The sequence below is a fragment of the Methylobacterium sp. XJLW genome (genome assembly GCF_003254375.1).
In the GTDB taxonomy this organism is placed as follows: Bacteria; Pseudomonadota; Alphaproteobacteria; order Rhizobiales; family Beijerinckiaceae; genus Methylobacterium; species Methylobacterium fujisawaense.
Genome location: NZ_CP016429.1, coordinates 65,730 through 89,596 on the forward strand (window position 1 = coordinate 65,730; position 23,867 = coordinate 89,596).

At 70.8% G+C, this 23,867-nt stretch carries 21 protein-coding genes; 5 read left to right on the forward strand and 16 right to left on the reverse strand.

Annotated features, from left to right (window positions below; all coding sequences use genetic code 11):
• Window positions 1-43: 43 nt before the first annotated feature.
• The 3 genes from A3862_RS00295 to A3862_RS00305 all read right to left on the reverse strand — a co-directional run bounded on the left by A3862_RS00295 (window position 44) and on the right by A3862_RS00305 (window position 3,363).
• Window positions 44-1,327 (reverse strand): SIR2 family protein, encoded by a 1,284-nt coding sequence (locus A3862_RS00295; protein ID WP_050735162.1) that lies wholly within the window; start codon window positions 1,325-1,327, stop codon window positions 44-46.
• Between the two features lie 312 nt (window positions 1,328-1,639).
• The gene (locus A3862_RS00300) at window positions 1,640-2,308 is read right to left on the reverse strand and encodes a uracil-DNA glycosylase (RefSeq protein ID WP_050735148.1); all 669 of its coding nucleotides are present in this window, start codon (window positions 2,306-2,308) and stop codon (window positions 1,640-1,642) included.
• Window positions 2,305-3,363 carry a pyrophosphatase gene (locus A3862_RS00305; protein WP_236961628.1) on the reverse strand — a complete coding sequence of 353 codons (1,059 nt, stop codon included), beginning with the start codon at window positions 3,361-3,363 and terminating at the stop codon, window positions 2,305-2,307. Before A3862_RS00305 ends, A3862_RS00300 begins: the two co-directional genes overlap by 4 nt.
• Before the next feature lie 299 nt (window positions 3,364-3,662).
• Here A3862_RS00305 and A3862_RS00310 point away from each other — a divergent pair, with 299 nt between their 5' ends.
• Entirely contained in the window at window positions 3,663-4,190 is a 528-nt protein-coding gene (locus tag A3862_RS00310) for a hypothetical protein (RefSeq protein WP_050735146.1), read from the forward strand.
• A 7-nt stretch (window positions 4,191-4,197) separates the two neighbouring features.
• Complete coding sequence (locus A3862_RS00315) at window positions 4,198-4,791, forward strand: hypothetical protein (RefSeq protein ID WP_050735145.1); 594 nt, start codon at window positions 4,198-4,200, stop codon at window positions 4,789-4,791.
• A gap of 603 nt (window positions 4,792-5,394) precedes the next feature.
• Here the strand turns inward: A3862_RS00315 and A3862_RS00320 are convergent.
• The 3 genes from A3862_RS00320 to A3862_RS00330 all read right to left on the reverse strand — a co-directional run bounded on the left by A3862_RS00320 (window position 5,395) and on the right by A3862_RS00330 (window position 10,303).
• The gene (locus tag A3862_RS00320) at window positions 5,395-8,688 is read right to left on the reverse strand and encodes an efflux RND transporter permease subunit (protein WP_111473125.1); all 3,294 of its coding nucleotides are present in this window, start codon (window positions 8,686-8,688) and stop codon (window positions 5,395-5,397) included.
• A gap of 3 nt (window positions 8,689-8,691) precedes the next feature.
• On the reverse strand, window positions 8,692-9,921 hold the full coding sequence (locus A3862_RS00325) for an efflux RND transporter periplasmic adaptor subunit (RefSeq protein WP_050735161.1): 1,230 nt from the start codon (window positions 9,919-9,921) through the stop codon (window positions 8,692-8,694).
• Window positions 9,922-9,991: 70 nt separating this feature from the next.
• Window positions 9,992-10,303, reverse strand: a complete 312-nt coding sequence (locus A3862_RS00330) for a hypothetical protein (protein WP_050735143.1) — start codon at window positions 10,301-10,303, stop codon at window positions 9,992-9,994.
• Window positions 10,304-10,410: 107 nt separating this feature from the next.
• On the opposite strand from A3862_RS00330, the gene A3862_RS00335 reads away from it, so the two are divergent.
• Window positions 10,411-10,683, forward strand: coding sequence for a metal-sensing transcriptional repressor (locus tag A3862_RS00335; RefSeq protein WP_050735142.1), 273 nt, complete (start codon window positions 10,411-10,413; stop codon window positions 10,681-10,683).
• Window positions 10,684-10,691: 8 nt separating this feature from the next.
• Window positions 10,692-12,026 (forward strand): MFS transporter, encoded by a 1,335-nt coding sequence (locus A3862_RS00340; RefSeq protein WP_050735160.1) that lies wholly within the window; start codon window positions 10,692-10,694, stop codon window positions 12,024-12,026.
• A 299-nt stretch (window positions 12,027-12,325) separates the two neighbouring features.
• On the opposite strand, the gene A3862_RS00345 is transcribed toward A3862_RS00340, so the two are convergent.
• Entirely contained in the window at window positions 12,326-13,450 is a 1,125-nt protein-coding gene (locus tag A3862_RS00345; RefSeq protein ID WP_050735141.1) for a nickel/cobalt efflux transporter, read from the reverse strand.
• A 13-nt stretch (window positions 13,451-13,463) separates the two neighbouring features.
• Window positions 13,464-13,742 carry a metal/formaldehyde-sensitive transcriptional repressor gene (locus tag A3862_RS00350; RefSeq protein ID WP_050735140.1) on the reverse strand — a complete coding sequence of 93 codons (279 nt, stop codon included), beginning with the start codon at window positions 13,740-13,742 and terminating at the stop codon, window positions 13,464-13,466.
• An 87-nt stretch (window positions 13,743-13,829) separates the two neighbouring features.
• Between A3862_RS00350 and A3862_RS00355 the strand changes: the two genes are divergently transcribed.
• Entirely contained in the window at window positions 13,830-14,045 is a 216-nt protein-coding gene (locus A3862_RS00355) for a DUF1289 domain-containing protein (RefSeq protein WP_050735139.1), read from the forward strand.
• Window positions 14,046-14,829: 784 nt separating this feature from the next.
• Here A3862_RS00355 and A3862_RS00360 read toward each other — a convergent pair.
• From A3862_RS00360 to A3862_RS00390, 8 genes are all read right to left on the reverse strand, one after another.
• Window positions 14,830-16,689: a TniQ family protein gene (locus tag A3862_RS00360; protein WP_050735138.1), complete on the reverse strand. Its 1,860-nt coding sequence runs from the start codon at window positions 16,687-16,689 to the stop codon at window positions 14,830-14,832.
• Between the two features lie 10 nt (window positions 16,690-16,699).
• On the reverse strand, window positions 16,700-17,827 hold the full coding sequence (locus tag A3862_RS00365) for an ATP-binding protein (RefSeq protein ID WP_050735137.1): 1,128 nt from the start codon (window positions 17,825-17,827) through the stop codon (window positions 16,700-16,702).
• 10 nt (window positions 17,828-17,837) lie between these two features.
• Complete coding sequence (locus A3862_RS00370; protein ID WP_050735136.1) at window positions 17,838-20,099, reverse strand: DDE-type integrase/transposase/recombinase; 2,262 nt, start codon at window positions 20,097-20,099, stop codon at window positions 17,838-17,840.
• The gene (locus A3862_RS00375) at window positions 20,081-20,302 is read right to left on the reverse strand and encodes a hypothetical protein (RefSeq protein WP_050735135.1); all 222 of its coding nucleotides are present in this window, start codon (window positions 20,300-20,302) and stop codon (window positions 20,081-20,083) included. Before A3862_RS00375 ends, A3862_RS00370 begins: the two co-directional genes overlap by 19 nt.
• A complete protein-coding gene (locus tag A3862_RS00380) occupies window positions 20,299-20,994 on the reverse strand; it encodes a TnsA endonuclease N-terminal domain-containing protein (RefSeq protein ID WP_050735134.1) in 696 nt (231 codons plus the stop codon). Before A3862_RS00380 ends, A3862_RS00375 begins: the two co-directional genes overlap by 4 nt.
• On the reverse strand, window positions 20,994-22,193 hold the full coding sequence (locus tag A3862_RS00385) for a hypothetical protein (RefSeq protein WP_050735133.1): 1,200 nt from the start codon (window positions 22,191-22,193) through the stop codon (window positions 20,994-20,996). Before A3862_RS00385 ends, A3862_RS00380 begins: the two co-directional genes overlap by 1 nt.
• 92 nt (window positions 22,194-22,285) lie before the next feature.
• Window positions 22,286-22,456 (reverse strand): hypothetical protein, encoded by a 171-nt coding sequence (locus tag A3862_RS31315; RefSeq protein ID WP_160320619.1) that lies wholly within the window; start codon window positions 22,454-22,456, stop codon window positions 22,286-22,288.
• Between the two features lie 472 nt (window positions 22,457-22,928).
• Complete coding sequence (locus A3862_RS00390) at window positions 22,929-23,429, reverse strand: hypothetical protein (RefSeq protein WP_050735132.1); 501 nt, start codon at window positions 23,427-23,429, stop codon at window positions 22,929-22,931.
• Between the last annotated feature and the right edge of the window lie 438 nt (window positions 23,430-23,867).

A 23,867-nucleotide genomic window follows, 5' to 3' on the forward strand; every position in this document is an offset into this window, starting at 1 on the left:
CCTGCCGACCGGAGGAGCACCTCGGATTGAGTCGCTATGTCCATCACACGTCGAGCTCCCTGCGGGCGGCGGGAAGGTCGAGCCATGCCGCGGAGGCGCTCGGCCGGATTATGTCGCCCGGTCGCCCTTCCCGAACGACGTTCAACGGCAGGCCGACGTCGGTGGCTCCGGCGCAGACCACGATGTCGGCGACCTCGAACGGCGTCTCCCTGAACCGGTCCTGCACCGTCTGGAGCAGCATGCCCGAACCGTTCACGACCCTGATCCGGCGGCCCGCGAGATCATAGCCGACGGGGGTCTGGCTGGCACCGGCACGCCGCAGCAACAGGTGCGCGTAGCCCAGGACCTCGGACGGCCCCGGGTTCCGCAAGGTCGCCGCGGCGGTGGCCGGCACGCCCTCGGCGTCCCGTCGAAGGTCGTAGAGTTCCTCGCTGCCCAGGTCGGGCGGATCGAGCCAGCCCGCCTCACACTCCGCTCCGAGCTCGCTCTCCAACGCGGCGCGCCCGGCGTGCAGGACCTTGCGTAGGTACGCCTGGGAAAACGCCCTCCGGAGTTCGTCTAGGACTTCGGCCCCCGAACGCTGAACATGCGTGAACCGGACGTTCTCCGAATTGGCCAGGGTCCAGAGTTCGGGCGCCTTGGCCTGCAGGACGTCCTCGGGCGCCAAATCGACCAGCGTCACCGACAGCGGCGCGACGCCCGTCAATGCCTCGGCGAGAACGGTGTTGAGATAGGACCAATCCGACCAGAAGCCGACGACGAGCAGGTCGCTCTCGCGGAGGTGGTGGGCCATCCACGTCTTCGTCTTCTCGATGCGCGCGGCGATCACCCGGTCCTCGGTGAGCTGTGAGGCCGTCCAGACCGTGGCGCGCCGCTCGCGGACGGAGCAGCCATGAAACTTGAGCAGGGGCGCGTGCTTGCGGGCCTGGACCTTTGCCTCGTCGCCGTCGAGGGAGGCGAGGAGATCGAACCCGTATTCCTGCGCGCGGCGCTCGATCAGGGTGTCGTAATTCGCCGACACGACACCGGCGGCCAAGCGCGTGATCAGGAAGTCCGCCACCGCGGCGTGCCCGACGTTGGGCGGCCGGACGAAATCCTCCCAGGGCACGAGAGCGTCGATGAAGACCGACCCGAGCATGTCCTCCTTGGCGAAGATCTCCGCCAGGGACTCCAGGTCGCCGCGCAGTTCCTGCGGGCACTCCGGATCGATGCTCATGACATAGCGGTCGTAGCACCTGGCGGCCACGGTCCAGGCCGACGGCAGGGAACTCGGCGGCGCCATCGACAGGCCGGCGCCGCAGAGGAGGACGAGGCGCCCGGCTTCCATGGAGGCGAGCAATCGCGCACGAACCGCCGCGTCCAAACCGCCCCCCTTCGTCCGCCGGATCTTCGCCAAGGCGATAGACCGGAGGCACGCCTAAGGTAAAGCAAGGTGATCCGGCTTCCCGTTGCCCGCCCCGAGGGTTCACCGGTGCGTCGCACCCTGGAAGTCTCGCCGGCATAGGTGCGCGTGGCCGCCGGGGCGATGGGAAGGTTCGAGGCGTCTCATCCCGGGCCAGCATACGAACACGTGCTGGTGCGTCATGCCTGACTTGGAGGCCCGCCAGACCAACGTCGGGAAGATCCGGCTGCGGTTTCCTTACGGCAGCGTGAGTTGCACCGCGTGCGGAGCTTTGGCGGGTAGGCCGTACAACTCGCCCATCCGAGCGACGAACTCGGTCTGACCTCCGTAGCTGGGATGCCGGACCCGCTCGGCCGCCATACCCAAGTCCGCCAACGCCGCCTCGGCATCCCTCCCGATGGCGACCAGGACCCGGGGCCGCAATTCCGACACCAGCCATTCGAGGAGGTGGCGGGACGCCTGCCGTTCCCGACGGGTGTGGCAGCGATTGGACAGCGGGTCGCCCGACGCGTGCGGATGGAGCGGGAAGACGTTCCAGAGGAAGATCGGACGTCGCAGGTCCCGGAGAACCTGCCAGATCACCGTCGCCGTGCGCTCGGTCATCGCGGGGCCGCGGGTTGCCCGCGCCAGCGGCAATTGACCGTAGAGGCCGGCATGGGCGGAGAGGTGGGCCTCGTCCGTGAGCGCCAGGCCCGTGCGCCGCCCGCCACGGTACCCGAGGTCGCGCGCGATCCAGATCGAGTCGACGCCTCCGGCGAGGGCCGCCTCCAGCACGAGGCGCAGGTTCTCACGCCGGACCTGGGGCGCACCGACGCCGTCGTGGTCCGGGCAGGCCTCGGCGTAGGGGTTGAAGGTGTCGCTGAAGCGAAGCGCCGCGAGGGCCTCGATGAAGGCGCCAGGTGTCATGTCGGCAGGTCCTCGACCAGCATCTTCCGCCCGACCAGATCGAGCCGAAGGCGCCCGCGGCGCTTCTCCCGCAAGAAACGAAACGCTTCGTTACCGGCGAGGATGGCCTCTTCCCAAAGCCAGAGCGGGCAGGCCTCGACCTCGTAGCCGCGCACGAATTGCCTCACCGATTTCAGGAAGGCGAAGCCCAGGTCGCCCGGGCGCTGTCCTTCGAAGAAGCCGAGCTGCTTCGCCTCACCGAAGACGAACGTCGCCACGCCCTCCTCGATCAGGATCGCGCGCGCTCCGTCCTGCCCCTCGTCGACGCGGGCCTCGCTTTTCCTCTTCAGGCGGAACAGCGCGCGCGTCACCGGCGACCAGCCGAGGACGGCGGCGTAGGCATAGTGGAAGGCGTCGTGGAACCGGTAATCGTCCGGCTTCATGATGTTGTCGGTCAGGCGGTCGCCGATGAAGATGCCGTTGCATCGCTGCACGACGTACCGCCTGTCGTTCCCGCCGGTGCGCTCGAAGATGTCGATGGTCAACGCGCGGGGTAGGCGCTCTTCGTCCGGGAACGCCTCGTCGAACAGCGGCGGGGCGACGCGCGTCGCCGGCCAACGGTCCTCGGCCTTCGCGAGGTTGCGCATGGCGGCCTGCTCCAGGGTGACGCCGGCCTCGTTCGCGGCCGCGACGAGAAGGCCGAACACTGCGGAGAGACGCTCCAGGAGGTCCGGGCTTCCCGCGAGGTCGCCCCGCGCCCCCAGCGCGGCCAGCCGGCCGACGGCCCCGGCCAGCTGTAGCAGGGTGTGCTCGAAGGCGACGGTCGGGACGTGCAAAGGCAAGGCACGCTGCGGCTGCACGTCCGCGAAGGTCGGCTCGGGTCCCCCGGCGAGGTCCCGGCCGGCGAGATCCCCCAAGCGCAGCCCGGCGTGATCGGCGATCACCGCCAGGTACCAGAGCGCGTCGCCCATCTCCTCGACGACGCTCGCCTCGTAGCCGAGATAGGACCGCGCGTCGCGCTGCTTCTTCTTGGTCTCGCTCAGCAGGCTGCCCGTCTCGCCGAAGAGGCCGAGCACGGCCAGGTCGAGGCCGGTGCCCTTCCCTCGCGTCCGGTCCGTCCGGACCGCCCCGGCTTGATAACCGTTTAGGCTAAGCGGCGCCGTATCCATGTCCCCTCCCCGCTCCAGGTTGGCCTATCCTCAGGTTGCCATCGTCGGACCTTTCCGGCGCTCAGTCCAGGGTGCCGGTGCCCACCCGCGCCGCCGCGGACGGACCCTTGCCATACCGACCGCGGCTGACCACCTAAGCTTTACTGAGCCAGGCTCCCGGGCGTAATGCGCGACGGAAGGACCTGGGCACCGGGGAGAAGCCGCACATGCCGAAGGTTTGCGTGCTCGGTCCTGTCGACGACGAGGAACGCACGGCCCTGCTCAAGCTCTTGGCCGAGGCGGGCTGCGATGTCGTGGACGAGGAGGTCGCCGCCGTCGAGCCCGGCGAAGGGGAGGACGACGAGGGGGAAGACGGCGAGCACGTCGAGGATCCCGTTGCGCCGGAAGACGACGAGCCCGCACCCGCGGATGACGAGGCCCCCGCCGGTCACGCCGAGACGCCGGACGAGGACTTGGGGGTGATCGTGCTGTCTCCCGATTGCCTCGCGGACGAGGAGCTGGGGCGCGTGATGCAGCGGGCCGCCGCCCAGGGTCGTCGCGTGATCGGGATCTGGCCTCCTGGAACCCAGGACGAGACGCTGCCGCGCGCGTTCGAGGATTACGGCGGGGATACCGTCCCCTGGGATGCGGGCAGCCTGCGGGGCGCCCTACCGCGGAGGAACGCGAAGCCCGAGTGGTTGAAGCCCGACGCCCAGCCGCGGGCGGAGCGCCAGACCAAGCGGAACAAGTGCTGAGGCCGGCGTGCGCGTCCACTCCTACGTGATCGACCACGACCTCGGGTTCGCGCCCAATCCGTTCCACCGGGTGTGCACGCTGAGCGCGTGCAAACCGCTGATCCGGCAGCACGCGAGCGTCGGGGACTTCGTGGTCGGGACCGGCTCGATCCCGAACGGGATCAAGGACCGTGTCGTCTACTGGATGCGGGTCGACGAGATCCTCACCTTCGACCGGTACTGGGACGACGCTCGCTTCGGCGCCAAGCGACCGGTGATGTCCGGCAGCCGCATGCAGATCTACGGCGACAACATCTATCGCCGCTCGGCCGACGGCACCTTCGTCCAGGCCGATTCCTTCCATAGCGAGCCCGGGGGCGTCACCAGCCTGCCGAACCTGGTGCGCGACACCGGTCGGACGGACCGGGTGCTTCTCGGGCGCGAATACGCCTACTGGGGCGGTTCGGGCCCGCTGGTCCCCCAGGAACTGAGCGATCTCGTGCACAGCACGCAGGGCCATCGAAACCAGTTCACGCCCGAGCGGGTGAGCGCCTTCGTGACATGGCTCCGCGGCATGCCGGGCCGCGGCTTGCTGGGTCGGCCGGCGAACTGGCCAGCCTGAGAGCCGAGCGCCCCGGCGGCCCCACCGCCGGCGAACCCGGCCACGAGGCCATGGGCGTGACCCGCTACGAGGTGGCCTCGCCCCGGTCCTTCGGCGACATCGACGCCGCGCGCCGGCTGCCCCCGACGGGCGGCTAGGAAGGCGGCGCTTGCCGGAATGAGCCTGGCTCAGAAGCCTCTACCGCCGACTTGTCCCGTGCGATGCCAAGGGGCTTTCGAGTAGGGGTGACGGGCGGCGACCTTTCATCCGAGCCGGTCGGAAGTCCGGGCGGACAGCCGCTCGTGGCCATGGATCTGGCCTCGATCCGTCGAGCCACGGTGGCGGGACGCGAGCCGAGACCAGGCGTTCCCAAAGGCGTTGAATGGCGGCGGCACACATCGGGTTACGTCGTCCCGCCGCGTGCGCGCCGTCTCACTCGGTCCGTGGCAACCTCGGTGATGCCGATCCTTGCGCGCGGCTGCGCAGGACACGCTCTCAAGAAAGCTTGTCCCGTTTGCAGCACCGCGACAGCGGCGCTCTCAACACAGCTTGTCCCGATTTGCCCGGAACCTTGTCCCGCCGCGATGCGGACGCCCCGATCCGACCGCTCGCGGGGCCGTCCGGCTAAGGTGTTCGTGGGTCGGCCCACGCCACGACATGGCCTCGTGGAGCGGACGGGAGGGACGCCTTGGCCTTGCCGAACCGGACGTAGAGCGCCGGAAGGACCAGCAGCGTCAGGACGGTCGCGCTGGCCAAGCCGCCGATGACGACGGTCGCCAGCGGCCGCTGCACCTCCGCACCTGTGCCCGTCGCCAAAGCCATCGGCACGAAGCCCAGGGCGGCGACCAAGGCCGTCATAGCCACCGGCCGCAGCCGGGTCAGGGCGCCCTCGCGGACGGCATCCGGAATCGCCGTCCCCTCCGCCACGAGCGCGCGGATGTGGTTCAGCAGCACCAAGCCGTTCAGGACCGCGACGCCCGAGAGCGCGATGAACCCGACCGCGGCCGAGACCGAGAAGGGCATGTCGCGCAGCCACAGGGCCGCAACGCCGCCGGTCAGGGCCATCGGCACGGCGCTGAACACGATCAGCGCGTCGCGCCCGGACCCTAGCGCCCCGAGGAGCAGGAGGAAGATCAGCGCGAAGCAGGCCGGCACGACCGCCGCCAAGCGCTGGCGAGCGGCCGTCAGGTTCTCGAACTGCCCGCCCCACTTCACCTCGTAACCGGGCGGCAGCCGCACCTCGGCGGCGATGCGCGCCTGCGCCTCGGCCACCAGCGAGCCGATGTCGCGCCCGCGCACGTTCGCGGTGACCACGACGCGGCGGCGGCCGTTCTCGCGGCTCACCTGGTTCGGCCCCTCGCCCAAGGCGAACGAGGCGAGCTGCCGCAGCGGCACGCTCGTACCGCCGGCCGGCCCGGGAGCGGTCGGGACCCCGGTGCCCGTCCGCGCGGGCGCGGCCTGCGAGGGCGGTAGCGGCACCGGCAGGTTCCTCAACGCCTCGACGTCGCCCCGGGCGTCGTCGGCCAACCGGACCACGATGGCGAAGCGACGGTCGCCCTCGAACACCAGCCCGGCGTCCTTGCCGCCGACCGCCGTGCCGATGACGTCCTGCACGTCCGCCATGCTCAAGCCGCGCCGGGCGATCTCGCGCCGGTCGACCTTGATCTCCAGGAACGGCAGCCCGACCGCCTCCTCGACCTTCACGTCGGCGGCGCCCTCCAGGCTGCGCAGGATGCCGGCGATCTTGCGGGCGCCGTCGACCATCGGGCCGAACTCCTCGCCGAACACCTTCACCGCGAGGTCGTCGCGAACGCCCGCGATCAGCTCGTTGAAGCGCATCTGGATGGGCTGCGAGAACCCGAGCAGCGTGCCCGGGATCAGCTTCGCCTCGGCGTCCATGCGGGCGATCAACGATTCCTTCGCCTCGGACGGGTCCGGCCACTCCGCTTGGGGCCTCAGGATCAGGTAGGTGTCACAGGCGTTCGGCGGCATCGGGTCGGCGGCGATGTCGGGCGTGCCGCAGCGCGAGTAGACGAAGGCCACCTCCGGGAACTTGCTCATGGCGTCCTCGACGCCGAGCTGCATGGCCTGCGACTGCGAGATAGCCGTCGAGGGGATGCGCCGCGCCTCCATGACGATGTTCTTCTCGTCGAGCGTCGGGGTGAACTCCTGGCCGAGCCGCGTCGCCAGGGCCCCGGCCAGCCCGAGGACGACCACCGCGCCGCCTATGAAAGCCAAGGGCGTCCGGACCGCCCCGCCCAGCACCGGTCGATAGGCCGCCTTCAGTCCTCGGATCAGCAGGTTGTCGCCCTCGCCGACCCGCCCGGTGATGAAGGTCGCGACCATCGCCGGGACGAAGGTCAGGGACAGCACGAAGGCCGCCACGAGCGCGATCAGCACCGTCAGCGCCATGGGTGCGAAGGTCTTGCCCTCCACGCCGGTGAACGTCAGCAGCGGCACGTAGACCAGGATGATGATGGCCTGCCCGTAGACGCTCGGCTTGATCATCTCCTCGGCCGAGACGCGCACGGTCTCCAGCCGCTCGTCGAGGCTCAGCGTCCGTCCCAGCGCGTGCTGGCGCTCGGCCAGGTGGCGCAGGCTGTTCTCGGCGATGATGACCGCGCCGTCGACGATGAGCCCGAAGTCGAGCGCGCCGAGGCTCATCAGGTTGGCGCTGATGCGGCCCGCAAGCATGCCGGTCGCCGTCAGCATCATGGCGACGGGGATGACCAGGGCCGTGATGATCGCCGCCCGGATGTTGCCGAGCGCCAGGAACAGCACCGCGACGACCAGCAGCGCACCCTCGGCCAGGTTCCTGGACACCGTCCGGATCGTGGCGTCGACGAGGTCGGTCCGGCTGAGCAGCGTCCGGGCCTGGATGCCCGGCGGGAGAAGCTTGTTGATCTCCTTGATCTTGGCGTCCGCGGCCGCCGAGACGGTTCGGCTGTTCTCGCCGATGAGCATGAGGGCGGTGCCCAGCACGACCTCGCGGCCGTTCTCGCTGGCCGAGCCGGTCCGGAGCTCGCGGCCGATCCCGACCTCGGCGACGTCCCTCACCAGGATCGGTATCCCGGCCCGGGTCGCCACGACGACATCGCGGATCTGGTCGACGTTCTCGATCAGCCCTCCGGCCCGGACGACATAGCCCTCGCCGTTGCGCTCGACGTAGTTGGCGCCTCGGGTCACGTTGTTGGCTCCGATGGCCCGGGTCAGGTCGGCGAAGCCCAGGCCGTAGCCGACGAGCTTCATCGGGTCGGGCTTGACCTGGTACTCCTTGACGAAGCCGCCGATGGCATCGGCACCGGCCACGCCCGGCACGCTCTTCATCTGTGGCCGGATGATCCAATCCTGGACCGTGCGCAGGTAGACCGTGCGCTCGAAGTCGGACCTCAGCCGCTCGCCCTCGGGCGTCAGGTAGCTGCCGTCCGACTGCCAGCCCGGCAGGCCATCGCGGACCGGGGCGCCGTCGCCGGCGGCCTGGTACTCGACCGCCCACCAGTAAATCTCGCCGAGGCCGGTCGAGATCGGCCCGAGCCTGACCTCGACCCCGGGTGGCAGGGTGTTGCGCACCTCGCCCAGGCGCTCGTTCACCTGTTGCCTGGCGAAGTAGACGTCGACCTTGTCGCTGAACACGGCCGTGAGCTGGGCGAAGCCGTTGCGCGAGAAGGAGCGCAAGCTCTCCAGGCCCGGCGTGCCGGCGAGCGCCCGCTCGACCAGGACCGTGACCTGCTTCTCGATCTCGACCGGCGTCAGCGCCGGCGCGATGGCGTTGACCTGGACCTGGTTGTTGGTGACGTCCGGCACCGCGTCGATTGGCAGCCGCGCGAGCGACCAGGCCCCGAAGGCGGTGGCGATGAGCGTCACCAGGATGACCGCGTAGCGGTTGGCGACGGAGAAGGCGAGGATCGGGCGGATCACGGTTCAGTCCTCCGCCGCGGCCTTGCCGAGCTCGGACTTCAGCGTGAAGGTGTTGGCCACCGCCACGGCCTCGCCGGGCTCCAGCCCCTCCGTCACCTCCACGGCGGCGTCGTCCGACCGCCCGAGCTTCACCGGCCTAGCCTCGAAGCCCGCGGCCACCCGCACGAAGACGTTCGGTCTGCCCTCCAAGGTCTGGATGGCCGAGGCCGGGATGAGCACCCGCACCGGCTTGTCGGAGATCACGATCTCGGCACCCACGAAAGACCCGGGCCGCCAGGTCTCGTCCGGGTTGGCCAGTTCCGCGACGACCCGCGCCGCGCGCGTGGCCTGGTCGAGGACGGGCACGATGATGACGATGCGACCGCGCGCGGCCTCGCCGGTCGCCTCGGCCCGCACGGCCACCGCCTGGCCCTCGCGGACCAGCGGCAGGTCGCCGGGGCTCACCGCGAGATCGACCCAGACCGTCGACAGGTCTACGACGCTGTAGAGCTCGGTCTCCAGGTTGTCCCGGCCGACGGCCGCCCCGAGGTCGACGCGCCGCTCCACGACCTTGCCACCGAGCGGCGAGCGGATCTCCTGGCGCTCGAACTGCGCCTCCGGCTGGTTCGGCAACGCCTGGATCTCGGCTTGGCTGAGGCCGAGGAAGGTCAGCTTGCGGCGGGCCGCGTCCTCCTTGACCTTCAGGTCCTGGTAGCTCGCCTGCGAGCGCAGGTACTGCTGCTCGGACGAGATGCGCCTGTCCCAGAGCTCCTTGTCGCGCTCGTAGAGCGTCTTCTGCAGGGCGGCCGACACGCGTGCCGCCAAGTATTCTCCCTTGGCGTCGGCGATCTCGCGGCTGTCGAGGAGCGCCACGACCTCGCCCTTGGCGACCTTGTCGCCGAGCCCCTTGCGCAGCTCCACCACCGTGCCGGTGGTCTTCACCGCGATGCGGGCGGTCAGGTTGGCGTTCGGGACGATGGTGCCCGGCACGTGCAGGTGGCGCGAGAGGTTCCCGCCACCGACCCCGTCCGTGCGGATGCCGGCTTTGCCGACTTGGTCGTCCGTCAGCTTGACGAGGCCGGATCTCTCCGGCTCCGGACCGGCCGCCGCGTGCGGTTCGGGCTTGGCAGGCGCGGCGGCCCCCCTGGCGCCCGCCAGCATGGTGCGGACCGCATCGGGAGCGCCGGGCCACCAGGTCGCGATCAGGACGCCGCCAGCGAGGGCCAGCAGAACGGGGATGAGACGTCTGGACATGTCGGTGCCATGGACGGGCGGCCGCACGCGCACGGCGCCGTCGTTCGAGGATGGGAAGTGGCGGAAAGCCTCAGGCCCTCGGAGGCTCGAACGGTCCCTGCGCCCCGCCCCCGGCTCGGAAGACGTCGTCCAGGCGGGCGAACGACCGCGCCGCCGACGTGGCCACGCTCGCGGGAGCCTTGGCGGCGACGGGCATCACGCCCTGCGCGTGCGATTGCGCGTGGTGGACCAGGTCATCGGCATCCTGGTGGGCCTTGGCGTGGTCCTGTCCCGCCACCGGCGGCATGGCGAGCGCGACGGGACCGGAGGCCGCGTGCCGGGCCTCGGCGAGCAACGGCATCACCGTCACGCCCGCCAGGAGCAACGCGACGGCCACCGTCATGAGACGCCGTCCAAATGACACCCGACACCCTCTTCCCGGCGAGCGCCGTCCATCCCGGCGCGTCGAACACCCTTCCCTTATCCCCTCCGGGGGGATAGCATGTCAACATGGATCACGTTCACGCCTCCCACCCGGAGATCATCAAGCGGCTGAGGCGCGCCCACGGCCATCTCGCCGGCGTCATCGCGATGATCGAGGAGGGCCGCCCCTGCGTGGACCTCGCCCAGCAGTTGCAGGCGGTCGAGAGCGCCATCGCCAACGCGAAGCGCACGCTGATCGAGGACCACATGGAGCACTGCATCGGCGACGGCGTCGCGGACGGCGGCAAGTCCGCCAAAGCGGCGCTGGCCGAGTTCAAGGCGCTGGCCAAGTACCTGTGAAGGCCCCGTTGCTGAGCGTCCTCGCGAACCGCACCTACCGGCACCTGTTCGCCGCGCAGGTCATCGCCCTGGTCGGCACCGGCCTGCTGACGGTGGCCCTCGGCCTGCTCGCCTACCGGTTGGCCGGGGCAGAGGCCGGGGCGGTGCTGGGCACGGCGCTCGCCATCAAGATGGTGGCCTACGTGCTGGTGGCGCCCATCGCGAACGCCTTCACCGGGCAGTTGCCCCGCCGCGCTTTCCTGGTTGCGACCGACCTCGTCCGGGCCGGCGTCGCCCTGATCCTGCCCTTCGTCGACCAGGTCTGGCAGGTCTACCTACTGGTGTTCGTGCTGCAAGCCTGCTCGGCGGCCTTCACGCCGACCTTCCAGGCGACCATCCCGGACATCCTCCCGGACGAGCGTGACTACACCCGGGCGCTGTCGCTCTCGCGCCTCGCCTACGACCTGGAGAACCTGCTCAGTCCGACACTGGCCGCCTTGCTGCTGACGGTCATCGACTTCCACTGGCTGTTCGGCGGCACGGTCGTCGGATTCCTGTGTTCGGCCGCCCTGGTCGTCTCGGTGGCGCTCCCGTCCCCGACGCCGCCCGAGCGCCAAGCGGGGGTGTACGAGCGCACCATGCGGGGGCTGCGGATCTACCTCGCCACGCCGCGGCTGCGCGGGCTTCTCGCCCTGAACCTCGCGGTGGCGGCGGCCGGCTCCATGGTCATCGTCAACACGGTGGTGATCGTGCAGGCCCTCCTGCAACGGCCCCAGAACGACGTCGCGGTGGCGCTCGGGCTGTTCGGGGGCGGCTCGATGCTGGCGGCTCTGCTGCTGCCGCGGGTGCTCGACCGGCTGCCCGACCGCACGGTCATGCTCCCGGCGGCGGCGTTCCTCGGCGTCGTGCTGCTCGGCTTTGCCGCTACGACCTGGGGCGGCGTCATCGGCTGGCCTATGCTGCTGGCCGCCTGGCTGGCGCTCGGGATCGGGTACTCCGCCGCGCAGACCCCGACCGGACGGCTGCTCCGGCGCTCCGCGACGCCCGGCGACCGCCCGGCCGTGTTCGCCGCCCAGTTCGCGCTCTCGCACGTCGCCTGGCTCTTGACCTATCCACTTGCCGGCTGGCTCGGCGCGAAGGCGGGCATGCCGGTCACGCTGGCGGTGCTGGGCGCGCTGACCTTGGTCGCCGTCGCCGCGGCGGCGGCGCTCTGGCCGGCCTCGGACCCGGACGTCGTCGAGCACGCGCACCCCGGCCTCGAATTTGGCCATCCGCACCTGGACGGCGTCGGGACGCGCCGGCATGCCCACGCCTTCGTCATCGACGACCTGCACCAACGCTGGCCCGCGGCCCGGCCGGGATGAACCGACCCGGATGTTCGTCGGGCGCTTCGGTCCCGAGGCCGTGGATGCCACGCGCCGCGGCTCTAACCGAATGGCGAAGGTGCGGGGCTATGCGCCGCCGGAACCCCGCCATGCGGGTCTTCGCAGTGGCAGCCCGGTCAGTCCGTCGACTTGCCCCACGCGTCAGGAGGCTCGACCGGTTCGCTCCGAGCGGGCAGCCGCGTCCATCTCGGCCACATCCGCCGATGCACCGGCGCTTCGACGGCTGTGGGCTTTCGCGGCGAGGACCGGCGGGGCGACCAAGCCCGCCGGGACCGCGCTTACGATGGGCTGATCGATGGGTCGATCCCGACCGCGTGCGCCGCGGGGTCGGGATGGATGCCCTGCCAGCCAAGCCAGCCGGTGTAGAGGCCGACGAGCACGATCAGGGCTGCCGAGGCGTAGGGCGCCCGACGGGCGAAGGCACCGAACCCGGACCACCGCGACGCGACGTGCTTGACGCTGAGGGCGGCCAGCACCCCGGCCGAGACCATCGTGACCGCGAGGCCGATGCTGAAGCAGACGACCAGCGCGAAGCCGAGGCTGAACTGCTTGAGCTGGATGCACAGGAGCAGGACCGTGATGGCGGCCGGGCACGGGATCAGGCCGCCGGTCAGCCCGAACAGCACGATCTGTCCCGTCGTCACCTGACGCCCGGCGAAGCGCCGCCGGATGTCCTCCGCATGCGCTCGGGCATGGGCGTCGTCCTCGTCGCCCAGGTTCATGTGACCGTGGTCGTGATCCTGCTCCTCGAACGCGACCTCGTGGGTTTCCGCACCCGCGGGCCCGTCAAGGCGCAGTCGCGCCGTGAAGGCGTGCGGCTCGGGGATCTCCTCCAGGCTCTCCAGGAAGTCGCCCCCATCGGCGAAGGCGAACGTCTGCCGCCCGCCGTCCGGACGGACCGTCTCGACGGTGACCGCACCCGGCGCGGGCAGCGGACCCGTCCCGGCCCGGAGGCGCCAGCGCGGCGGCACGCCGTCCTCGTACACCTCCAGCGTCAACCGGCCGTCGCCGGTCACGACGTGCCGGTGCTCGCCATGGTGATGATGGTGACCGTGGTGCTGCTCGCGCCAGGTCCGCCACGCCATCCAGAGCGCGATGCCGACGATGAGCACCGCCGACGCCAGCTGGAAATACGGCTCGGCCGTGTCGCCACCCCATTCCTGGCCGAGATACTGTCCGCCCAGCGCGATCACCCAGACGACCGCGGTGTGCGAGAGCGTCGCCGCCAGCCCGAGCAGGACCGCCTGCGTGACCGTGCCCCGGACCGCGATGATGAAGGCGGCCATCATCGTCTTCGAATGGCCGGGCTCCAGGCCGTGCAGGGCGCCGAGCAGGATGGCGCTCGGCACGAACAGCCAGGCATGCGCGGTCCCCTGCTGCAGCAGGTCGGCGAACGGGGTCATGGGGCGGCTCTCGTCATTTGAGGTAGGTCCGCACCACCTCGATCAGCTCGGCGGCGCCCCGGGCGCGCTCGGCGTCCGGCTCGGCGTCCGGGTTCACGACGTGGTGGCGGATGTGGTCTTCCATCAGCTCGGCGGTCAGCCCGTTGATGGCCCCGCGCATCGAGGCGACCAGCATCAGCACGTCGGCGCAGCCGTGCTCGGCCTCCAGGGCCCGCTCGACCGCCTCCGCCTGTCCCTTGATCCGGCGCACCCGCGCCAGCAGCTTGGTCCTGTCCTTGATCGTGTGAGCCATGAATGGCGTCCTCGTCCTCGCAATACATAGGGGGGTACCCTATCTGTGTCCAGCGACCGATGCGTCGCGTGGCGGGGAGGCCCTAGCATGAGGAAGGACGACCCCTGCATCGGGGTTTGCCAGTGGGATGGGCGGACCGGCTGGTGCCTCGGTTGCGGCCGCACGGTCCCGGAAATACGCGCGTGGCGGAAGATGACGCCGTACAGGAAGGCCGCCCTCGCTCGCGAACTGCCGCGGCGCGTTCGGCAGGTCGCCGTCGCGCAGGTCGAAGCCGAGCCCGGCAGGACCCCGAGCCGCTCCTAGATCGCAGGATCTGCCGGGCGGAACGGCGGCCCCGGTCAGATCGTCCCCGACATGGGTTTCGTCCAGCCGGACGCCCCGTCAAGCCACCCCAGTGTAGCCGAGCCGGAATCGAAAGGCGTCGTGACCGGTGACCGTCACCGCCGCGATTGCGTCCGGCACGTCGGGCGGCATGCGTCGGACGATGCGCTCCATCCCGCAGCAGCAAGCCCGGCGGACGAGGACGGCGAGCCCCGATCCGTTTCCGGCGGTCGCGGTCGCCGTCTTTTTGCGCCGGGACACGCCGGGCCAGACCACGAGGCTGACCAGCCCCGCCGCTGCCGATGCCCGAGGCGCGAACCGAGCCCGCCGGCGTCGATGGGCAGGTGAAAGCCTGACCGCGAGGGTGGACGTCGGCACCGTCTCGGCCTCGCAGGCCGGCGGTGATCTCATAAGCGCGTTGGAGGCCGAACCCGAGCGGCGGCAGGACGGAGATCCGATCCAGCCAATGCCGGGCGATCCGGCAGGTCGCCGCCTGCAGCGCCGCCAGCGCCGCCAGCACCGCGACGCCGGTCGCACCGAGGACGGATCCGAGCGCGAGGCCGCGCCAGCCGAACCGGTGGGCCGCCGCCGCGATCACGGTCGCGGCGATGATCCGATCTGTTCACGTCCCCTGGAAGGCGACGGGGTCCCCGAACCAAGACGACGTCACATCCTTCCTCGGTCGACGCCCCGCGCAGATCCTCATCGCCCCGCTCATGGCTTTGCGCCGACGGCGCTCGCGCGGCACGGCGGTCCCGGCGTGCTCCTAGGGTCGCGGCGTGTGGGTCCTTGCGATGCGGCGCCGAAGGTCCGTCGGGACATCCATCCGGCGCCATACCGTCGTGGTCTTTCGGCCCGTGATCGCGAAGGCTGGCCTGACGCCGGCCCGATCCAAGGCTTCCCGCACCCACCGCGCGCCGGATCCCATCTCCCTGGCGAGCGCACCCGTGGTGGCGTACTCGGCCTCGTAAGCCGCGAGCGCATCGTCCCGCACCAGGATCTCCCCGCACGGCATTGCTGTCCCCGCCATGAGGCCTGCCCGGACGATCAGGCCGACGCTGTCCGTCGGGACCGTGAGCCGCCGGCCGACCTCTTCGAGGGTGAGACCCCCACCTTCGCGCGAACGCCGCGCGACCCTGATGTCCTCCGGGTCGACCAGGAAGCCCGCGAGGCCGGGTACGTCCCGCAGGACCGCCCTGACCCGAAGCTGGCCGGCCAGGATCATGTCGCAGGTGCCGCGCACGCCGTCGACCTTGCCGTGCTGGCTGGCTCGCGCGAGCGGAAGGAGGCCGGCGGGCATGGCCCCGACGGTCGGCGCCGAACCACGGATCCGGGATAGCACGGCGGCCACGGCATCCCGGTCGAAGACGTCGGCCTTGATGCCGGCGCGCGCGTGGATCTCGGCGGGCGGAACGATCCGCGCCGCGACCAACATCCGCGTCTGGCGCTTCGCCAGCCCGAGCGCCGCCGGCAGATCCTCCGCGCGGAGCGCGCGGTCGAGGATCGCCCGGATCTGGGCGGCGGTCTCGCGGGCGATGCCGATGGGCGTACCCCTCCTCGTCCGTTGCGGCCAGGCGCCCAGGGCCTTGACGTAGCCGGCGATGAACTCCGGCCTTCGGCCGCATTCCGCGGCGATGTCGGCGAGGCTGACCAACGGGACGTCGGCATGCCGGATCACCACCGAGGTCTTGTGAACCGGGCCCCGACCGGCGTGATGCGCGTATAGGGCCGCCCGAACCGCATCCCCGCTCGCTCCCGCCGGCAGCCGCTTCGCCCAGAGATACAGGTAGCCATAGACCTGTTCGGCCCCCCAGGCGCCGAGGCCGACATGGTCGGCTCTGGCCATCCCGTCGAGCAGGGCGTCGAAGGCGTGCGGCCAGTCCCGGGCGGCGGCGAGACCGGCCGAGAACACCTCCGGATGGCGCTCCGCCGGAAACTTCGAGAGGGCCCCGTCGGCGCCCCCGAGCAGGGCGACGCCGAACCGCTCCATGGCGTCGCAGGCCTCGGCGAGCGTCAGGCCGTCGAGGAGGGGCACGCTGGTCCGGGCCATGCCGCCGAGGCGGCCGACCACGTAGGCGTCCGCCAGCGTCGTCGCGGGCGGGACCCTGGCGCCGTCGCAGGCGAGAAGGGAATGGCCGTTCCTGCAACGGGTCAGTGAGCCGGCTTCCCAGGTGACGCCCGTCCGGCAAATCGGGCAGGACCCCTCCAGGCGGACATGATGGAGGGGACAGGTGCCGACGGCGGCCACGTCCCACCAGAAGCGCCGGTGGATGTTCCAGTGCGCGTGTCGTCCCGACGGCGTCCTGCGAAGGTCGTCCTGCCAACAGCAGGGGCACCACCGCCGCACGTTCGTCGTCCAATCGTCCCGGTGGACCACCTCGTCCGCGATCACGACCTTTTTCTTGGTGATCTCGGTGGGCGTCCAACCCCGGAACGCGTCCTCGCCACGGCCGAGCCGATCCGCGAGGGGGCCGGCGGCGCGGCCCTGCAGGATGTCGCTCATGGAATGGCCCGCGGTCCTGAGGCGTTCGCGGCTCCACGGCTCGCCGTTGACGTCGAAGGCGCGCAGCAGGTGCGCCGCGGCGGATTCCCCGTCGATGACGGGCGGGATGATGGTCAGCCGCATCGGTTTCCCCCTACGCGTCGTCGGCTTGCGTCTCGACCCCGGCCTCGGCGGTCCCCGTCAGGCGCGTGAGCCTCTCGAACTCGATCTCCTTCATCTTCGGCAGGGTCGAGATGTCGACCACCAGGAACGGGTTCCTGCGCGGACCGAGCTCGAAGATCTCCTCGAAGACGAAGCCGAGGTGGTCGACCTGCCCGATGCTCGGCTTGCCCGACTGGATGGCGCGGAAGGCCGCCTTCTTGACGAGGTGCATCATGCGACCGGTGTAGCCGTTCGAAGCCTTGAGCATGCGCTGAACCATGTCGTGCTCCGACAGGCCGCACGCGGCCGGGAAGCCGAGCCTTGCCTCGACCAGCGACAGGAATTTCGTGGCCTTCTTCACGCAGGCTTCCGAGTGACCCAGCGGCTTGATCGGCTTGAAGACGCAGCGCCGGAGGAGCTGGAAATCCTCCTTCAGCACCTTCTTGAGCCAGGGCATGCCCGAGAGCACGAGGGAGACGGGGCGCAACTCCGCACCGGGCGGCCGAAGCGGATCGTCCGGATCCGGGATGACGAGGTTCTTCAGCGTCTCGACCAGGGTGCGCCGCTCGTCACCGGTGCGTCCGCGGAAGGCATGGTGGAATTCGTCGATCATGATGATGGAGACGAGTTGGGCGTGCATCTGGTGGCGCACCCGGGTCCAGATATCGTGCTCCTTCAGGTTGGCGCTGAGCTCCTTCTCCGTCATGGCGAGGTACAGCGCGAGACCCAGCGTCTTCAGCGTGCAGGGGCTCGGCGCCTTGATGTAGACCAGCGGCCGCACGGGGCCGAACTCGTCGCGGAACGGCACGAGCGCCGGGCGGAGCTGCAACCGGGCGAGCAGATGCGACTTCCCGGCCCCGGAAGCGGCCGGGATGACGAGGCACTGACCCTCGACATCGTCGCCGAGGTCCTTGAGCATCTCGTCGAAGCGCGCGACGGTCTTGATCACCACGTCGGTGTTGACGTGGATGGTGTCGACGCGTCGCTTCCAGGCCCGCCGTTCGAGGTCCTGCGGGCTCAAGCGGATCGCGAACCGCTCACGGCGGACCGGGGCGGCCTGGGGGCCGGGAAGGATGGTGACGTCGGGGCGGAAGGTCTCCCCGTCCTGGCTTTGCGGCATGCGATGGCCCTCACTCGGCAGTCCAGTTGTCGGGATCGTCGGGGTCGAACTCGGCGCCGACGTCCGCCGTCACGCTCCGCGGATCGGCCTCGGCGGCGACGGGCCTCGGACCGGCCGGCCGGGCCGCCGGCGCGGCGTCCTGCGGGGCGTCCTGCGGGGCGCTGGCCGGGCGCGGCGCGGTCTTGCGGCCACCCTGCCCGACCCGGGGCGCGGGTGCCGCGTCGGCCGCGGCCGGCGGCGCGGCCTTCCGCGGGCGCCGGGTCCGCAGCCGCTCTTCCTCGTGGGCGCCCTCGTCCGCGACGTCCCAGGCGACCTCGAACATCGGGTCGTCGGCGTGGTCGCGGAACCAGTCGACGTCGGCGCTCGCCAGGCGCTTCGGCTTGACGCCGGCCTTGCGGCATTCGGCGCGCAACAGCTCCATCGCGCGGACGAGCGTCGCGCGAGCGACGCGCTGGCCTTCCTGCGTCATCCGACGCGCCGTGCGGACCACGTCTCGCCACTCCGCCAGGGAGGTCCCGTCGGCCAACCCGTCCTCGCAAGGGACCTTGATCCAACCGGCCTCCTCGTCCACCAGGACGAGGAGGTGGCCGAGATCGGACGCGTCGGCCTTGACGAGGAATTCGTCGCCGAAGTGGAAGCCCTTCCTGCGACGGACGCCCTTCAGTTCGTCGGACTGGTAGGTGAGGCCGAGGAAGGTGATCCCGTTCCGCTGAATGGTCCGCGGGACCACCAGGGCGATGAGCGGGTCGAGGTCGTCGGCCGACGGCGGCAGGCGCGTGCCGTAGCCCGCCAGGTCCTGCCAGCGCAGCAGGGGCGTTCGTCCGAGCAGCCCGCCATGCTTGCGGTTGTGGTAGATGTCGACGACCCAGATCGTGAAGAACTCGACGAGTTGGGCCAGGGTCAGGGCGGCCTGCCCGACGCTGTCGTAGTCGCCGCGCTCGCGCACGTCGCGGAAGGTCCGGCCGGGAAGGTAGGCGCAGAAGTCGCGCGCGATGGTGCCGAGGGCGCGCTCGACCTTGCCCTTCAGGTGGGGCTTGCGCCGGGGCATGTAGCGGAGCTCGAACCGCAGCTGTCCGGCGGCCGCCTTCATCGACCGGGAGTGGAATTCCTTCCCGTTATCGAGCTTGACGACCTCCGGCACGCCGAACACGGGCCACGCCGTGTCGACCCGGATGCCGGTCAGGTCCTTCGGCAGCACCGCCATGCGCAGGCAGTGCATCACCGAAGTCCAGGAGGGACGCTCGTCACTGAGGTGGAATCCCACGATCATGCGGGTCGCGGCGCAGATCGCGACCGTGAGCCAGACCCGCCTCGTGCGCTTGTCCTTGCGGCGCCGGTCCCGCGCCGGCGTGCCGTCGCCCTCCAGGACCAGCACGTCGAGCGGCGTGTGGTCGACCTCGACGATTTCGAGCGGCCGCGTCGCCTGGGGGGCCTTCTTGACGTGCCGGAAGGCCTGCTCCGCCGCCGCGGGGCCCTCGCGATGGTAGATCACGTCGAACTGGCTGACGTTCGCCTTCACCCAACGCCGGATCGTCATGCCATCGGGCACGTCGAAGGGCACGGTGCGCGTCTTGTTCTCGCGCTCGATCCTGCCCTGGATGAAGACGATGACATGGCTCAGCGGCGGTCCGTTCCGGGTGAGCCAGTCCTCGCGCACGCGCTCCGCGATGATCATCTCGACCTCGGGATCGAGGCGGAAACCCGCCCGTCCCTTCAGGTCGTCCAGCGGGATCAGCGCCACGATGGACTTGCCGCCCTTGCGCCAACGCCCGTACCAACCCTTCAGCGAGGAGCCGCTCACCCGTTCGAGCGGCACGTCGTCGGGATGGGAGCCCTCGTTCTCGATGGCCCGCTGCCGGCGCTCGGCCGCGACGAGCCTCGCGATATCGGCGTAGCCCTTCGGGACCTTCCTATGGGTCCGCTCGGCGAAGCACCGGTCGCAGGCCTGCACGTAGTCGAGGCGCATCAGCGCCGCGTCCTGCTGGCGAACGTCGAAGGTGTCGATGTTGCGAAGGAGGTTGTCCCTGACGCCTTGGGGGAGCCCGGCGGCGGTGTCCTCCACCAGTTGGAGCCGCCTGGGCTCGCCGAAGTAGAGGTCGGCCAACTCGGCATGGGTCTTCGTGACCGTGACCGGCCTCGCCCCGAGCGTGCGCAGCGTGACGCCGGCCTCGTCGCGCGAGAGCACCTTGTGGTAGACGCCCTCGACGATGACGAGCGCGTCCGCTTGGAGACGGATCTGGCACGCGCCCATGGTCAGCGCAGCCCCCCGCATGCGCCGGGTCCCGCCATGCGCACCCTCCCGCCGCGGTGGAGGTCCACCAGGACGGCGTCGCTCAGCAAGACGGTCTCGGAACCGCCCGCGAGCCTGCGCAGGGCGAGGCCCGCCCGCTCGCGGGCGACGGAGGCGTAGGGGACGCCGTCGACGACGACGACCGCGCCGATGGGAAGGCGGAACTGCTGGTCGAGCCTGTTCAAGGTGCACTCCTGAGGTTCGCGGGGCGGCGGATCATGGCGTGGTCGTCGAAGGGTCGGCCGGGGTCGGCCAGCTCGGCCTCGCCGCGCGCGACCAGGGCCACGACGGCCCGGAAGGCGCGGGCCTGGAGCCCCGACGCCGCCCGGAGTTCCCGGACGAGACCCCGGCCGCCGAAGCGGTCGAGGACCACGCGCATGGTGTGCTGCTCCGCCTCGTCGACCATGAAGGTGCGCTCGCTCGCGACGAGCGCGGCGTTCGCGACGCGGAGCGCGTCGATCTCGACCTCGGTCCAGAGCTCGAAGCCGTCGTAGCCGGCGGCCCTGGCGCCGGCCTCGATGCGGTGCCGGATCCCGTCCCAGCCCAGCCTGATCACCCTCTTCCGCGGCTTGACCTCGACGGCGAGGCGCCGCCCGTCGTCGATCTCGACGCCGAAGTCGGCCGTGTAGCTGCGCCACCGGACGCCGTCGTGCCAACGGAAGGGTGCGGGCTCCTCCTGGTAGCGCAGGACGGCATCGTCCTGCTCCAGGATCAGGATGAAGTCCCGCGCGAGGAGGCCCTCGTAGGCCACCATGCGGTAGCCCATCCCCGCCTTGCCGGATGGGACCTCGCCCGTGATGCAGTCCCGTCGGCCGGTGACGATCGGGCGCGACGGGCTCGGCTTGCCGACATGGCGGCTTCGCAGGGTCGCCGGCATCAGGACCTCCGCCGGGCGTCAGGGCCGTCAGGTCCCTCGGCCGCGTCGGCGCCACCCGATTCCTCGCCGGTCGGGATCGCGGGGGTGGCCCCGGGCGACAGCCGGATCGGATAGCGCGCGACCCCCTCCTGCCAGCGGTCCAGCGGGGTCGACCGGTCCGGTCCGGAGCGGCGGACGTCGAGATCGGCGAGCCAGGCGTGCGCGGCCGCCATCAAGCCTCCTGCGTCCTCGACCACCTCCCCCCGGGCCGTCAGCCAGCGCTGCAGGCCCGCCACCCGGCAGGGAGCGCCCGGATCGTCGACCGCGGCGAAGTGCAGCCGGATGCCGAGCGCCGCCGCGGAATGCCGGAACGTGGCGCCGAGGAAGGCGGGATCCCGGTCCAGCACGATCACCTCCGGCAGCCCCATGCACAGGCGGGCGGCGCCGAGCGGCTCCGGGGCCGCCGTCGCGGTTTGCGCCCCGAACAGGCCGAGCAGGTCCTCCCCGTCCGGCGGCGCGGTGCCGAGCGCCGCCGCCACGATCACGCCGCTGTAGCTGTCGCGTGCGGTGACCAGGTGAACGCGGTCGGCGCCGAGTTCCGGGACGGCGACCCGCAGGGCTTCCCGGGCGACGACGACCTCGGCGAGAGGACGCCCGCACGAGAGGTGCCGGAACCGGTACGCCTGCTGCAGGGGACGCAGACGGTCGCCCACCATCCGCACGAGGGTGCGGAAAGCGGGAACGTCAGCGGCCGCGCCTCCCCGCGCATGCGACGCTTCCAGGCACCTCGCCTGTGCGAGGCGGGCCATGGCCGTCAGAGTGACGCCCCGGCGCGGGTCGGCCTCGGCCACGACCTGGTCGACAAGCTCGCCGATCCACGGGGCCCAGTGGGTCTGCTGCCGGGGCGACCGCGCCATCCGCCGGTGGGCGAGGCCGGCCGGGTTGCCGTCGGCCTCCCGGAGCCGCGCTTCCCATGCCCTGACCTGGCGCGGCGTGGGCGGATCGACGTCGTCGCTCAGCTCGCAGACGGCGCGGATCGCGACCCGCAGGTGGCGGTCGCCCCGCCGTCCTGGCGGGAGGTCCTCGACCGCCCGCACGTAACGGTGGCGGCGCAGCGCGGCGGCGCGCTCGCGCTCCGTCATCTCGTTGAGGGCCTGGATCTCGGCCCGGAGCCGGTCGGTGTCGGCGGTCGTCGCGGGAAAGAGTTCTAGCTGCTTCATGATCGCGCGGGTCCTCGAAAGGCGGACGGAGCCAGCCTTGGTGGTGGGATGGGCGGTGACCCCGGCCCGGAGGCCGGGGCTTCGGCGGCGGCTCAGAACTCGGTGGGCTCGCTGGCCTCGGTCTCCGGCTCGAACGTCCCCCGCGGGACGCCGAGCAGCGCGGCGACGTCCCCGTCCCAGGCATCGAAGGCCCGGTCGATCAGGGGGGCGAGGGGCGGCTGGAAGTCGGCCGTGAGGGTCTCGACGCGGTACGGCTCGTTCATGGTGCTCTCCTCGGATGGGGTCGCGCGGGGCCGGTCCGGATCCGTCGCGGGGACGGTCCGGGCGCGGCCGGCTTGGGCCGGCGGATCCCGAGGAGGCGGAGCGCAGCCCGCTTGCTTTCGCAGGCGAGAGCTGGCATACGTCATCGGTCTCGAATGTCGGCCTTGTCCCGGTGGTTGGCCGGTTTGGTATGCGGCGGTCGTGATCACGAGGTCCGGCGGTGACGTGGTCGAGAGGGCTCAAGCTCTCGTCCGGCGTGCCGGACCTTACCCGCTACAGCCTTTCGGCTGCGTAGCGGGCAAGCTCAAAGCGTGCGGCCCGGATCGGGCCGTGCGCTTTTATTTTGCCTCGACGATCACTGCCTGGCCCGGAGGGTCGCGGGAGCGCGCGCGGAGGGCTGCGCGATATCGGTTGCGCATCGAAATTCTCCTCGATAATTGATGAGTTGTTGGATCTAGACTGATCTTATGACGCTCAGGCCTTCGTTGGATCTTTCAGATACCAATGTTGTGCCTTCCGATCATGGTAAACGAGGTTTTTATTCTTAAGACGGGTCTTATTTTTCTCCGAGGCATCGAGCGTGTAGCCGGCGTCCCGGACCGCGTCGTTGACTTCAGTCCCCGACAACCCCTTGGCGCCAGCCTTCGCGAGAGCGTCGACGATGACCTGGGCGACCAGGCCGGAGACTTTCGGCGCCGGCATCCGTTCGGCCTCGTCCGGTACCGGCTCGTCGTCCGGCGCCGGCCGGGCCTCCGCTTTCGTCTCGGCCTGGTCGGCCGCCTGGGCCGGTTCCGGGGCGTATGCCGCCCCTTGCTGCAGGGTCGCGATCATCTGGTCGAGGCGGGCCGCCTTGGCGGTCTCCGCCGCGATGGCGCTCACGTGTTCCAACATGAGCTCCTGAAGCTGCCGCGTCCTGTCCGCGGCGGCTTGCCGGGCCCGGTCGCGCTCCTGGCACATCTGGGTGATCACATCCATTCGGCACCCCCGACCAGGTCCAGGTCCGCATCCAGGTCCGGAGGAGCTCCGCGACCTGATGATCGGACCATAGACCGGGTGCCCGCCCAGCCGCAAGTTCTTTCGCCCAGGTCCACCGGACGTGGTAAACGGAAGCTGACCCGGTCGACCCGGTTGAGTGGCTGAATAAAACCGGGTCGCGCCCCCGGCCAACCTTGTCCGTCCCGTCCCCGGGTCATCCTCCGGCCGAGTGTCGCTTGTCTCCAACGGCGGGCGGCCGTCGACGTACCCTAGGACACCCGCAAACGCGACGTCCGCGTTCGTGGATCTTCAAATCGACGAAGCATTCATTCGAGCACAGGCCGCCGTAACAAATGTCGGTCTCCGTATTCTGATCAGCATCGGCGCCGAGACGAAGGCGTATGCCGCATTTCATCGAGCTGGCCCCCGCGGGTCGGC